Origin of the sequence: Aureispira anguillae, assembly GCF_026000115.1 — a bacterium.
In the GTDB taxonomy this organism is placed as follows: domain Bacteria; phylum Bacteroidota; class Bacteroidia; order Chitinophagales; family Saprospiraceae; genus Aureispira; species Aureispira anguillae.
On sequence record NZ_AP026867.1, the window covers coordinates 2,282,789 to 2,296,635 of the forward strand.

Below are 13,847 nucleotides of genomic sequence, written 5' to 3' on the forward strand. Positions count from 1 at the left end.
CAACGTTTACTTTACCTGTAAAGGAATGCCAGCAACCATAAAACTTAGTTGCTTGGCTTGTTTTGCAATATATTGATTAACCTCGCCATGCAGATCTACAAATTGACGAGTACTTGCCTGCATTGGAATAATTCCCATTCCAAGTTCAGCACTGACAATAAAAAGGGTTAGGTGCTGCTCAAACAAGCGTTTTAGCTCACTCAATGCAAATTTCTTTGCCTGCTGACTATCGTATTTATAAGCGTCAAAAACATTGGTCAACCACAATGTAATGCAGTCCAACAAAACCACCTTTGAAGGAAATGTGACTTGACTAATATTCAATAATTCTTCTTTATTAATCCAAGCTTCTGAGCGACCTTCTTGATGCAACATAATGCGCTTTTTATATTCCTCATCCCAGACCTTGGAGGTAGCAAGATAGATGGGACGTTTACAGTTTTCTAAGGCCAAGCGTTCCGCATAAGCACTTTTTCCTGAGCGTTGACCTCCCGTTATTAAATGAATTTCTGCCTGTTTCATTTCATTATGTTTAAAACTTCATAAGTTCCTTTTAATTGTTTTGCAAATTTTGCCCCCCAACCAATCTTAACCATCTCTTGCTCAGCATCCACAAAATGCAAAGCACTTACCAATTTACAATTCATTTGATAAGCCAAAACCAAGTCCTCCAATGTAGCTGCCTCTTTAGATTGAAAACGCCCATCACTTAGTATGATCAATTGATAATGTAGAGTGGGATTGATTGCCGTTAATTTTTTAATCGTTCTAAAAGCAGCCACTAGATTTGTTTTACCACCAGTCTCTACCGATTCTACGACCTCTAATAACTTATTGAGATCCTTAGAGCCTTCCAATTGTAGTTTTGCAGCACCATCAAAGAGTGTAATCAGAGAAAAAGTAGTGGGAGAATTCGCTTGCTTTTTTGCCCATTTTTTAATCAACCCTTTGGCATAAGCAATCACTTGCTGTTGAAGCATGGAACCACTTGAATCTAAGACAAAAATAAGTTGTTGCTTTGTTTTGGTTTCCTCTCTTTTATGTTTTAGCTCTAATTTAGAGGTGGCCAAATATTGCCCAACGGTTTTTCGTTTGTCAATCGTCTTTACAGCACTAGCCGTTTGTGCAATCCCTTTGGGAGCTTCTTTTTGCCGTTGTGGAGTTCCATTTTTAGATTTCCCACCGTTATGAGGCCTTGTTACTAGATGCTGATCGGGAAGTATTGCTTTGATTAGAGCGTTGGGCGCTTGCTGTTGAGGTTCACTTTGTTTTTCTTGTGAAGCTTTATTTTCTTCTTTTTCTTGTGGAGGAGGAGGGCTTGAATTTAAGGCATTGCTTCTATGATTCAATACCAAGTGCTGAATCGCATCAACATCTTCCGTTGTTGTTACTGTTCGCCCATTCAATGCTGTAAACGCTCTAGCCGTTTTTACCAATAAAATATCCGCTCTTAGTCCTTCTACTTGGTTGTTGAGTGCCAATTGCCCCGAATAGCTTAAAACTTCAGGTGACACCACAATAGAATTTAAGGCAGCTTTTGCCCTCAAAACTTCTTCTAATAACTCTTGTTCTTCTTGGGCATATTTTGCTCTAAATGCTGCGGCATCCTGATCAAATGCCAATCGCCGTTCTATCACTTTTACCCGTTGTTCTAAACATTGGGGCGTTTGAATAAAGACGCACAAACCGAAACGATCTTTTAACTGAGGACGCAAATCACCTTCTTCGGGATTCATAGAACCAATCAAGCAAAATTTGCTGTCCAGCTTTTTGGAAAAACCTTCTCGTTCTAAAAAATAATAACCCATGGAAGCAGCATCCAAAAGCATATCCATTAGATAATCATTTAAAAGATTGATCTCATCAATGTATAAAAAACCTCGATTCGCCTTAGCCAAAAGCCCCAATTGTAAATGCTCCTGCTTTTCATTGATTAATTTGCCCAAGCTAAGTTGTCCCAATAAACTATCTTCCGAGGCACCTATAGGCAAGTTGACAAAAGGAAAGGCATCTTGATTAGCCATCAAGTTGGCAAGAGAACGCACCAAGGTAGTTTTGCCCGTTCCCTTATCCCCAATAGCCAACACACCGCCCAATGTTGGGTCAATGATATTGAGCAGTAGGGCAAGTTTGAATGTTTCTTGCCCTACAATTGCTGTAAATGGAAATATAGCCGTCATCATGCTCCCATAATTGAATTATAAGTCCAATACAGACCAATTAAGATAGAAGCTAACCCCGCTAAGCCATTCATCCATTTAAAAATAGATATGTTTTTATCCAAAAAGCGACTCATTGTAACAATCAAGGTATAACTGTAAACGCCCATTGCAAAGATGATTCCTACCGATTCTATTACCAAAATCAGGATGGCTTCTGTAATGGTTGGTGCACTAATGACCAAGGCTGTTGTTAAGGCTCCACCTGTTCCTGCTAAGCCATGCAACATCCCAATCCAAAAGGAACGCTTAATCGGGTTCATTGAAATTTCTTCTCCCTGTTTTCCATGTAAATGAATGGGATTAGATGCATTGTGCTCATGGGCCTCTATAGCTTTGTGATCCTGCATCATTTCGTTGAGTTGGTAATTTCTTCGGATTGCCGTTATCCCCAACCAAAACATAATGGGACCAACCATCAATTCGGCTATATAAGAGATGTTCTCTACAAAATTAACCATGGTTGATCTAAAAATCAACGCAACCCCTCCAAATAACAATAGTGTAACAGAATGCCCAAAGGCCCATTGGGAGGCTTGCAAGACAGTCTTAAGGGATGCCCTTTCTTTTTTTATCGCTTTTTCTGAAGCCAAAACAGAAACCGCAGTAATGTGATCTGGTTCAAAAGAGTGTAGTACGCCCGCCATGAGAGGGCGAAGCATGTTGGCAAATGTCATAGTCGTTTGTATTTAATAAAATCGCCTTCTTTATGAATTAAAAAAAGGTCTAATTCTATTGGATTAAGAATTGTTTTACTTTGTTGATAACAACAGCTTAAAAGCTGTTGGTAAAAAGCTTCCTGTTCCTGAAAGGGAAAAATTTCAGGTAATCGTCCTGCCATATTAAGTTCCTTTATGGCGTTTTGTTGTTGCATATTATAGCCTGATTTTTGGGCTAGTCTCGCAATAAATTCCTTGTCCCAAGAAGAGACACAACTATGCGTATCCAACTGCCCAGCCGCTAATTTTACTGCCTTTCCCAGCATAATTCCAAGCGATACTTTTTGAATGGCCGAATGCCTTATTTTTTTTAAGGTTTCTCCAATCCAATTTCCATAATGTATAAAGGCCTGTTCTTTTAAATAAGGGAATAAAGCCCTTAGGTATTTTTCAGATCTTGCCCCAGAGTTAATGACCAGCTCTCGAATGCCATTGGCAACAGCGACATCAATTCCTTGCTCAATACTGGCAATATAAGAGCTAGAGGAATAGGGCTTAACAATTCCTGTTGTTCCTAGAATCGATAAGCCATTCATAATACCAACTCGCTCATTGAGCGTGCGCTTAGCCAACCGAACCCCATTAACAACAAAAACAGTTACACAAACGCCAAAATCCCAATCGGCATCGTGTAGTAACTTTTGTAAGGCAGCAACCATCATTTGCCTTGGAACAGGATTAATCGCAGCCTGTCCAACGGCTAATGACAAGCCTGGTAAGGTAACAGTGCCCACACCTTCGCCCGCAACAAACAAAACTTCTCCCTTCTTTTTCGTCAAGGTGATTTCGCAGCCTATTTCCGCCTTGTTGGTCACATCTGGGTCATCTCCAGCGTCCTTAATTACACTACATTTCGCCCATTCTTCTGTAAAAGCACAGGAATGAACGGGAATTGTCAATACTTTTTCGATGGGCAGAACTACCTGTACTTCCTTAGGGGGTGTTTGATGAATCATAGCCCACAACGCTGCTTTAGCCGCTGCCGTGGCAGAGGTTCCCGTTGTAAAGCCGTCCCTTAAAGGTCCTTCAGGTATTTTTCTTAAGCCCATTTTTTTATCTCTTCTAGCAACCGTTCTAAATTATTTACCTCTGTAAAATAGGGGGGCATTGGAGGGCGTTTTATAATAATAATTGGCAATCCAAGTTCTAAGGCAACAGCTATTTTGGTCGCCAAAAAACCGCTTCCTCCGCTTTCTTTTGTTAAAATAACCCCTGTTTGATAATCTTGATAAATAGCCTTTTCATCTGCGTTCTTTTTATTGGGATAACCTAAAATCAATTGAGAAGCAGGGAATTGGTGGTATGCTGCCAATTCAATAGAACTAGCTCGATCTAGTATTCTAAAAAAAGTTTTGTGCCGTTTCCAATAGTCCTCTAATTTGGGGATCGACTGCACGCCAGATAAAGCCATTAAGGTTTTCCCTGCAAATTGTTCGAACAGTAGCTTTAAACTCGTTGCATAATCCTTTGTATAATGCACCAATTTATTGCATTGGCGTTCTTCATAAACCCGCTCTAAGCGATACACTGGAACCGCCAATTGTTGACTAACCTTATCAATCGTATTGTGCAGCAAGGTGGCAAAAGGGTGCGCAGCATTAATAATCCACTTTATTGCATGCTGTTGGATATAATTAGATAAAGCCTGTTCATCCAAAGCACCAAAACGATAAATCCCCAAGCCATCTTCTTGATATTCTACGGCTGTCTTTGTCGAATAGTGATAGGGCTTCTTTACTTGCTTCATTAAGTCAAGCACCTGCCTGCCTTCTGTCGTTCCTCCAAAAATTAGAATCATAGCTCAATCAATTATTCTTTGAGTGTAAACTTTTTATTGGTTCTAAAAATATGTTTCCAATCAGGGTTATACAATTGAGATCTATTTTTACGAGCACCAATACAAGCACCAATAATGAATAAAACCGTCCGTGTTTTTTTGCTTTTTTTGACAATAGCCGCTAAGTTTTGCAGCGTTCCTTGATAAATTTCTTCATCCTTCCACGTTACCCGATAAAGTACTGCTACAGGCGTTTCTGGATCATAATGTTCTAATAATTGCGCCTCTACCTTCTTGACCAAAGTAGCACTTAGAAAAATGCACATGGTTGCCTTATGTTTAGCCATTTCTTCCAATTTTTCAGCCTCAGGCAAGGGCGTTTTTCCAGCTCCTCTAGTCAGAATAACAGACTGCACCACTTCAGGAATGGTGAATTCAGATTTTAAGGCAGCCGCAGCCGCACTAAAAGAAGAAATTCCAGGAATGATAAAATAGTGCATGCCCAAGTCATCAAAAATGGACATTTGTTCTTGAATGGCACCATAAAGAGAAGGGTCGCCAGATTGTAAACGAACAATTAAGTGTCCTTTTTCATAATGCTTTTGCATCAACGTAATTTGCTCTTCCAAGGTCATCATTGCTGAATTCATAACAACGGCTCCTGCTTTGCACCAATTCGTCATTTCCTCTGGCACTAAACTCCCTGCATACAGTACACAATCTGCTTGCTCTAAGTAATTCTTTCCTTTGACGGTAATGAGTAATTCATCGCCAGGACCTGCACCAATAATAGCAACAACTGCCTTTCGCTCTGCCATACGATCCAAGGCTAAAGCAAAGGTGAATTTCTCCCCATTCTCTAATAAAACCTTCTGTTTTTCTACCAAGAGGCTAGTTTGATTCGCCAAAAGCATCGCAGTAGATTCTGAAACACCATCAACACCAATTTTTGCCTGAACGACTTTACTAGGGTTCGGAACCTCAATGGTTTGTATAACTTCTCTTGTAAAAGTTTGGAAAGGAAGGTCGCATTCCTCTGAGAAGTCTACATAAGCCTGTTGTTTTGCTTTAATGTCCACCGAGCCAAAACATTTGAGGGCTGCGGGGGAGTATCCCTTTGCTTTTATGGATTCCAACAAGGTCGTTTTGAATTGTTCAGAATCTAAGGCTTTAGAACAACCTGTCCCAAGCGTTAACACTTTTGGATAAAAAGCAAGACAGGGGATTGTAGCCTTTATCAATCGAGGAGATACACAAATCAACAACTCAAATTTAGCGTAATCAATTGCTGTTTCTTTATAGAATACCGTGACAAAATCAGGCAAAGATTGCTCTAAATAAGCCGTTCCTTTGTCCTTTATTTCTAACAATAAAGCTGTTGGTTTTCTATTTACAAACAAAGCCATTAATGCTGTCATAGAGGACGTACAGGCTACCGTCCAATCAAACTGCTCCGCCAAAAGATCCAAGGCCCAAATTTGTTGCACATCACTAGCAGTAGAAAGAACCGCTTGGCTACCAAAAATAGCAGCTACTTTTTCTGCCAAGGCATTGGCTCCCTTTTTGTGACCACCAATAACAGATTGTACAAAGTAAGTTTGTTCGTCCATACAAATCACCGCAGGGTCTAATTCTTTCCCTTCTAGAAACGGAGCAATCATTCGCACACAGATTCCCATAGCACTGATAAAAACAATTCCATCCAATTGACTAAAGTATTGTTCTAAATACTCAGAGATAGAATTTACGCTAGATACGGTATCATAATTGTTTTCACGAGTAGTAATCAACAATGATTTAGGGAATTGCTTTTGCAATACAAGCGCTTTTTTTATGGCTTGATCCGTTACGGCAATAAAAACTATTTTTTTCATTTATTCTTTTTTGCTACCAAAACATGAATGGTATTGTGATCGTCAATAACTAGTTTCATTTTATCGCTCAGGCTATAATTTAGGTGCCCAAACGTTGCTAAAAATGTATTCAAAGAGCTTTCTAAGACAGTATTCATTACCACCGTAGCGCCTTCTATTAAATAAGCATCTAATTGTTTAATCAAAGTCTCTAAACGCCCACCATGACCACCAATAAAAACCGATTGCGGGGTGGGGAATGTCGCCAAATCCAAATCAAAAAAATCATGAATTAACACCTCAATTCCAGAGGTTTGCTGCTGTTCACAATTTTGTTGGATAATAGCGCCGCATTCCAAGCGTTTTTCAATGGCTAAAACCTCCAAATGAGGATAATGTCGTTTAGCGTCTATGGCAATTGCTCCAGTACAACTTCCTATATCCCAAAATGTATTCGCCTTATGCAATTCCAACAATTGTACGTTTAATAATCTTAGCGGCATTTTAGTAATCATTTTAGGGCGACCTGCTAAGGTTTTAAATGTGTTATCGGGCTGAGACAAAGCAAGTTTTCGGCTTTGAGTTCGAATGAGTAACACACAGTTTAAAGAAGCTGCCTTATAATTGCTTGCTTCTTTGAGTTCCAAGGTTGATATTTGTTCGTCATCGCCCCCTAAGTTTTCACCAACAAGCATTTTATAATTATCAACTCCATACCTCAACATCCGCTGAGCAATATGTGCTGGGCTGTGCTGTGCATCCGTCAAAATTCCAATAAGAGATTGATCAGAGCGCAATACTTCATCCAATTTTTTCCAAGGTCTACCATGTAGCGAAACCGCTAATAATTCATTGTAGGCAACTTGCTTTTTGTGACAAAGTAATTGGAGGCAATTAAAGGTTGGATAAGCCTTTAAACAAGTTGTTGGCATTAAACGTTTGAGCGTATTGCCAAAGCCATAAAAAAACGGATCGCCAGAGACAAAAATCAAAATGGAAGCGTTGAGGCTTCGATATTTTTGAACCAAGTTTTCCATCTTTCCCTTAATGGGTATCCAATGATGTTTGGCAGGCAACAAGTCTTGAACAAGCTCATAATGTCGAGTTCCGCCTGAGTAGTAGTATCCAGCCTTCACCAAAGCCTCAACTTCTGGACTAAAGGATGGATTCTTTTTATTTCCAATTCCAATCAAATAAATAACCATTTGTTCTAGTTTGTCCATGCCTTTTATGGATTACAATTGTTATAACCATTGGTATAAATAACTTCTTCCATTTGTTTGCGTTTTTCCCATTTTAGAAGCTCTAATTCTGGAACCTTATAAAAATGGTCAACATAACCCAGACAAAGGTATCCTACTAATTTTCGATTGGAGGGGACTTTTAGAATAGAACAAATCTTGTCTGGATCAACAATACTAACCCAACCCAAGCCTACGTTTAAAGATCGAGCCATCAACCACATATTTTGTATCGCACAAACCACACTATAGGTTCCCATTTCAGGCATTGAAGTTTGCCCCAAAACAGGTCCCTTGCTGGGGTTATAAAAAACAGCAATATTCAAAGGCGCCTCGATAATTCCTTCTAATTTTAATTGTTGGTATTGATCCTGTTTTCGTTCAAACTGGTTAGCTGCTTTTTGATTTTCTAGATCAAAAGATGCTCGAATTGCTTTTTTTACCTTAAGATCATCAATTAGGACAAATTCCCAAGGTTGTGAAAACCCAACAGAAGGCGCATTAACCCCTGCAAATAAAATTTTGTGGATAATATCTGGTGGCAGTGGTTGGGGCAAAAAATGATTCCCTCTCACATCTCTTCTGTGCAAAAGAATCGATTCTAAAACAGCAGTATCGTTAGCATTAAATGTTTTCATTGATGTTCAGCTTTTGGCAATCATTTTTATAAAAATTCCGTGGCATCCTCTAAGGTAAAGGCAGCATTAACGATAGCAGCTGCTACATTACTTCCACCTCGGTTGCCCTCTACAGTAACCCAATTGGTTCCTTTTGCCTGTACTAATTGTTCTTTAGATTCTATAACATTTACAAAACCTACTGGTGTTCCCACAATCCCTACAGGTTTAAACGTTTCATTTTCTTTCAATTGCTCCGTTAACTCAATCAATGCAGTTGGAGCATTCCCAATAACAAATAAGGCATTGGGGTGTTTTTCAATCGCTATGCGTATTCCTGCTTGCGATCGTGTCAAATTTTCTTTAGCTGCCAAGGCTAAAGTGGCTTCTTCATTGAGGTAACAATGAATTTCATTGGCATACTTTTTACTAAATGCCTTTGTAATTCCTGCTTTTACCATCGTGACATCGGTAACAATAACCCCACCTTTGACGAGGTAGTCGTGCCATTTTTCTATTGCCTGTTCAGAACCCTTAAAATACTGGTGATCTTCTAAAATTCCCGTTGTGTGAATTAGGCGAGTAATTGCCCATTTTTCTGCCAAGGTTTTTGGTAAATGCTGGATGTGACTGGTTACGATTCGGAAGCTTTCTTGTTGAATTTCTTTTCCCGTTTTTGGTTTACGGTTCAAATAGCCCCTTGGGGTTACCAAGTTATTTTTAAACTGGAAGGTTTGAGAATTCCCAAACATAACCAAACAAAACATATCTACTGTATCTGGATCAAATGCACCCAACGTTGTCAATTCTATGGATTCCTCTGGTCGAGTCACTTGGCGGACAATCGCCACTGGTGTATCGGCAGCACGTTCTTCTAGAAAGATATTTTTGCAGCACGTCAATTGCCAATGTCTCTTTTTGCTCCTAGGGTTATAAAAGCTAGTTACAAAATCGCCTGCTGCTGCTGCCTTTATTCGCTTTTCAATAACATTCCAAGGCGTCATTAAATCAGAAAGCGAAATGCAGCAAAAATCATGTCCTAGTGGTGCCCCCAGTTTGCTACCTGCTGCCAAAAAAGCCGAAACGCCTGGCAAGGTTTCCAATTCTATTTGTTCTAAATTCTGCTGGGCTACCATTTCATAAACAATAGCTGCCATAGAATAGATGCTAGCATCTCCAGAACCAATGACAACGACATTTTGCCCCATTAAGGCTTTTTCAATAGCGGCGGCAGCCCTCGCTTCTTCTTTGCCCAATGGCATTCCTATAAATTCTGCTTTCTCAGCTGCGAAAGGGGCTGCAAATTGAAAATAATAGGTATAGCCTATAATAACATCGGCTGCTCCTAATGCTTTTTTGACAATTGGCAATAAATAATCAAGTCCTCCAGGACCTAAACCCGCTACTGTTATTTTCATATTCGAACTATTATTAGTGAAAAATAAGGAATATCACGATTCATAATTTCATTCCAATTGGTGCTCATAAATTGCTGAGCGGTTCCAAGTCGTTCGAAATAATAAATTTCAGCATTTTCATGCTGACTCAAAACTTCTTGGATTAGCCCAATCGAAGACTTTATCTTCATTAAAACAAGACAACTAAAAGCCGCTAAAGCTTCCTCCAAAATCCCTTTATCTTGAACCCTTGGCAAAATAATGAGTGGTTCGTCTTGGAGACACAAAGGAATTTGTTGCTGCGCTGCGGCCAAACTATAGGAACTAATTCCAGGAACTAATTCCACCTCTAAATGATGTTTTTTTATTCGACGGAGCAAGTAAGCAAAGGAACTGTAAGTACTAATATCACCTTCGCTAACAATGGCAATAGAACGACCTGCTTTATAATCGGATAAAATATACTCAAATGCATTCGAATAGGTAAGTTCAGCAGCCGTTCTATCTAAATTCATGGCGAGGTAAAACCCCTTGCATTTTTGAAGGTCCAGATCATACTGCTCCATAATACTCAAGGCATAACTAGATTTTCTGCCGCTAGAAAACAAAGCCCCAGGGTAGTAAATTACATCCACTGTTTTAAGAATGTCCAAACCTTTGACCGTAATTAAGTCAGGATCTCCAGGACCTAGTGCCACGCCAAAAATACAGGGCTTTTTTATGTTATGATTTTTCTTCATTTTTATATTCCCAATGCCTTTTTAAATGCGACAAGCAATCCTTTTTTTTCTCCTACTTTTTCATCTTCTTCAAATAAAACCCCTCTAACATTTAGATGATGTCCAACTTGCTCTAAACCTTGACAATGTTCAACACCTACAATCTGTTTGCGATACTTGCACAATTGGCAATTCATATTGGCTGTTCCATTGATAATTTCTTCCAAACGCTCATCAAATGCTTGAAGGATTAACTCATCCGTTCCAAATGCAGCTGTGCAAACATATTGGCTGTTTCCTTCAAAATTATTTAGTTGTTGTATCACTCGTTGTAATAAAATCCCTGTAAAGAAAAAGAATGGAATTGCTATCACTCGCTCAAACCCTAATCTATCGACTCTTGGCAATGCCTCAGGAATGGCGGGATAAGCTGTGCCGCTATAAGCAACTGTAGTGAAACCAAAGCCCATTCCTTCGCCTATGATGCAAGCCAATTTATGCACATCAGAATTTGCATCTGGATCGGTTGTCCCTCTGCCAACGACCAACAAACAACAATCTTTTCTGTCGATAGGACTCCGTTCAGCCTCCGTTTCTAAAACTCGTTTTTTTGCCAATTCTACCAAAAAAGAACTTACCCCAATATGACGCCCCATTTTAATGGTCAAATCAGGATAATAGCTTTGAATGGTATTCATTTCGTAGGGAATATCATTTTTGGCGTGTGATCCAGCAAATAAAATAACAGGGAGGGCATAAATTTCCCGAATTCCCTTTTGGTACATTCGTTCTACAGCCGCTTCATAGACAGGATGATTAAATTCTAAAAAACCATAATCTACTTCGTAATCGCTGTAGCGTTTTTTGAGCAGTTCAATCAATGACTTAAAAGCATCTGTCCCTGATTTTGTCCTACTTCCGTGCCCACAAAGCAAAATTCCTTTTTTGGTCATCGTTGTTCAATTTTTTTTACTCCAACAATAAATACAACAGGCATTTCTAAAGCCGATTTTTTAACATCTATTTCTATAGTTTCTAAAGTAGATTGAAGTAATGTTTCATTGGTTCTAGAAACATTTGAAATGGCATTAATAGGAATGGTAGGGTCTCCACAAACCTCCAATAATTTGGGGATTAATTTATTCAGGCTTCGAAGTCCCATATACAGCGCCAAGGCATTACCAGCCTTCAATAATTCGGCAATGCCTTTGAGTTGCTCAAAAGAATAATCGGCGGTATGAGCCGTACAAATAAGTACAGCATTGGATTGGGAACGTTCGGTTAATGGAATATTATGCTGGTTGGCTGCTGCCAAAGCTGCGGATATACCAGGAACAACCGAAAATGGAATTTGAAGCCCCTTTAGGAAACGGGCTTCTTCCGCAGCTCTTCCATAAATATAAGGGTCGCCCGACTTTAACCGTACTACTTTTTTGCCTTGATGATACGATTGAGCAAGCAGTTGATTAATTTTATCTTGCCGTTCTTTTTGATTCGATTGATCTCCATATTTCCGACCAACATAAATTAACTCCGCCTTGGCATTTAACGCTAAAATTTCATTGGATACCAAATTATCGTGAAGAATAACTTCTGCGGACTGGAGCAATTTGTAAGCCTTTCGAGTCAGTAAGGAAGGATCGCCTGGACCTGCTCCAATAATGGCAATTTCTCCAAGTTGTTTTTCTTCAAAAATGAGTTCGGGATTCGCATATTGGTAGTCAAAATTAAGCAACCGTTTAGATTTAGAATTATCTATTATTTTGTACGTTTTTGTATCTGTTTCGCCAAATATAGGCGAGGGTAATTCCAGTTGTTGAGCGGCTTTGGTATAATACGCTTTTCGGATAGGATGCTCATCGGCACAACCGTTGATTAGTTCTCCGAAACAATTCAAATCAATAATCCGCTGAATCAAAGCAATCACATCTGTTCTGTGAATTAGATTAATTGGAACATCGGGATTTTTTAAGGCTCGTTTATTGGCTAAAAAACGCCCTGGATGCCGTTCTGGACCAATTAATCCAGCTAGGCGCAAGATTGTCAAATTAGCCCCAAAATGCTTCCGAAGCTTATTTTCTGCTGCTAAAACAGCTTTGCCAGATAATTTAGAAGGCCGTGCAGGATCGTCTTCTGTTATTCTTCTGTTCTCATTGGCATAAACGGCTGTAGAACTAATAAAAATCACCGAAATATTAGGATTCGTCCGTTGAACAATTTGTTCAATTTGTTGAGGATAGACCTCTGCTATATCATCAATGCGTTTGGGCGGAAAATTGATGATCAAAAGATCTACATTTTTCATAAAAACAGCCCAATCTCCTATAATTTCATCGCAATTGAGCTGGAGACGTCCTGTATAAAAAGGATGCCGTGCCAATAACAAGAGTTTATCTATACTGGTAGTAGAACCTATTATTTCATGACCAGCTTGATAGAGTTTTGTTGCCAAAGCCTCTCCAAGCCATCCCAAACCTATAATACTAATTCGCTTGCTCATTCCGTTGGATCTTTTAAACCTTGAAGTTGTATCGTTAACAAATAATTCCAAATTTGGGGCTCATTGTTTGCTAGATGAATACTAGCAATCACTTTTCCCATTTTGTTGGTGAAGCGAATTTTTCGCTGTTTTGTCTGTTGAACAATAAAATAGGTCGTTGATGTTATTTTATTTTGCTGTTCCTCTAAAGGTTCTGTCTTTGGTACAGCGCCTATATTCAAAGAAATATTTGCTCCATCGTCAAAGTGCAAGAAAAGCTTATAATCGTCCGTATAAGTAATGCCAGCTAGTGACTTTAGCGCAAAAGCTCGTTCCTTATTAAAGGTTATTGTCGTTTCTTTAGCATTTTCTTTTAAATACAAGAACAAAGGATAAAGATATTGATCCGAGCTAAACCCTTTAGTATACCAACAGTTGCCCCAAAGCGCATCTTCTTTTTCAAAAAAAGGCTTCGGAAGAATCCTTGGGCGTTCTTTGTCAGACTGAACAGCACTAAACCCATCCATATAAATTAGGTCAGATTTAAGCGGTTCGGATGTTGCTATGTGCGATTCAATAATTCGTGTAATTTTATCGGCAGACAATTCTTTGTACCAATAATTTCCCGATTGGACAATACAAGTAGGGGCATCCTCGCAGCGGCCATTGCAACGAGTTCGAATGGTATGTGTCTCATGCCACAAATCTTTATTTCGAAGATAAGCTCTAGCGGTTCGGACTACCTGTTCACTGCCTGCCTTGCGGCAAGAACCACCATCACAAAAATAAATTGTAGTGGTCACTTTTGATAAATCTTTTCCCATAG

The 13,847-nt window shown here is 39.3% G+C and carries 13 protein-coding genes; all 13 read right to left on the reverse strand.

From position 1 onward, the window contains the following. Positions 1–6 precede the first annotated feature (6 nt). Genes AsAng_RS08790 through AsAng_RS08850 form a run of 13 tightly spaced genes read right to left on the reverse strand, consistent with a single transcriptional unit; the run spans position 7 to position 13,845 of the window. The gene (locus tag AsAng_RS08790; RefSeq protein ID WP_264792399.1) at positions 7–522 is read right to left on the reverse strand and encodes a bifunctional adenosylcobinamide kinase/adenosylcobinamide-phosphate guanylyltransferase; all 516 of its coding nucleotides are present in this window, start codon (positions 520–522) and stop codon (positions 7–9) included. Then, positions 519–2,183, reverse strand: coding sequence for an AAA family ATPase (locus tag AsAng_RS08795; protein WP_264792400.1), 1,665 nt, complete (start codon positions 2,181–2,183; stop codon positions 519–521). The genes AsAng_RS08790 and AsAng_RS08795 overlap by 4 nt, the downstream gene beginning before the upstream one ends. Beyond that, positions 2,180–2,896, reverse strand: coding sequence for a HoxN/HupN/NixA family nickel/cobalt transporter (locus tag AsAng_RS08800; RefSeq protein WP_264792401.1), 717 nt, complete (start codon positions 2,894–2,896; stop codon positions 2,180–2,182). The genes AsAng_RS08795 and AsAng_RS08800 overlap by 4 nt, the downstream gene beginning before the upstream one ends. After that, complete coding sequence (gene cbiD, locus AsAng_RS08805; protein WP_264792402.1) at positions 2,893–3,987, reverse strand: cobalt-precorrin-5B (C(1))-methyltransferase CbiD; 1,095 nt, start codon at positions 3,985–3,987, stop codon at positions 2,893–2,895. The genes AsAng_RS08800 and cbiD overlap by 4 nt, the downstream gene beginning before the upstream one ends. After that, positions 3,978–4,736: a precorrin-6A/cobalt-precorrin-6A reductase gene (locus AsAng_RS08810; RefSeq protein ID WP_264792403.1), complete on the reverse strand. Its 759-nt coding sequence runs from the start codon at positions 4,734–4,736 to the stop codon at positions 3,978–3,980. The genes cbiD and AsAng_RS08810 overlap by 10 nt, the downstream gene beginning before the upstream one ends. 11 nt (positions 4,737–4,747) lie before the next feature. Further along, a complete protein-coding gene (cobM, locus tag AsAng_RS08815; RefSeq protein ID WP_264792404.1) occupies positions 4,748–6,589 on the reverse strand; it encodes a precorrin-4 C(11)-methyltransferase in 1,842 nt (613 codons plus the stop codon). Then, positions 6,586–7,791, reverse strand: coding sequence for a precorrin-6y C5,15-methyltransferase (decarboxylating) subunit CbiE (cbiE, locus tag AsAng_RS08820; RefSeq protein ID WP_264792405.1), 1,206 nt, complete (start codon positions 7,789–7,791; stop codon positions 6,586–6,588). The genes cobM and cbiE overlap by 4 nt, the downstream gene beginning before the upstream one ends. Before the next feature lie 5 nt (positions 7,792–7,796). Beyond that, entirely contained in the window at positions 7,797–8,447 is a 651-nt protein-coding gene (gene bluB / locus AsAng_RS08825; protein ID WP_264792406.1) for a 5,6-dimethylbenzimidazole synthase, read from the reverse strand. A gap of 26 nt (positions 8,448–8,473) precedes the next feature. Then, entirely contained in the window at positions 8,474–9,844 is a 1,371-nt protein-coding gene (gene cobJ, locus AsAng_RS08830; RefSeq protein WP_264792407.1) for a precorrin-3B C(17)-methyltransferase, read from the reverse strand. Beyond that, positions 9,841–10,563 carry a precorrin-2 C(20)-methyltransferase gene (gene cobI / locus AsAng_RS08835; protein ID WP_264792408.1) on the reverse strand — a complete coding sequence of 241 codons (723 nt, stop codon included), beginning with the start codon at positions 10,561–10,563 and terminating at the stop codon, positions 9,841–9,843. Before cobI ends, cobJ begins: the two co-directional genes overlap by 4 nt. A 2-nt stretch (positions 10,564–10,565) precedes the next feature. Next, positions 10,566–11,495, reverse strand: a complete 930-nt coding sequence (locus AsAng_RS08840; RefSeq protein WP_264792409.1) for a sirohydrochlorin chelatase — start codon at positions 11,493–11,495, stop codon at positions 10,566–10,568. Then, positions 11,492–13,042, reverse strand: a complete 1,551-nt coding sequence (gene cobA, locus AsAng_RS08845; RefSeq protein WP_264792410.1) for a uroporphyrinogen-III C-methyltransferase — start codon at positions 13,040–13,042, stop codon at positions 11,492–11,494. Before cobA ends, AsAng_RS08840 begins: the two co-directional genes overlap by 4 nt. Next, positions 13,039–13,845, reverse strand: a complete 807-nt coding sequence (locus tag AsAng_RS08850; protein WP_264792411.1) for a (2Fe-2S) ferredoxin domain-containing protein — start codon at positions 13,843–13,845, stop codon at positions 13,039–13,041. The genes cobA and AsAng_RS08850 overlap by 4 nt, the downstream gene beginning before the upstream one ends. Between the last annotated feature and the right edge of the window lie 2 nt (positions 13,846–13,847).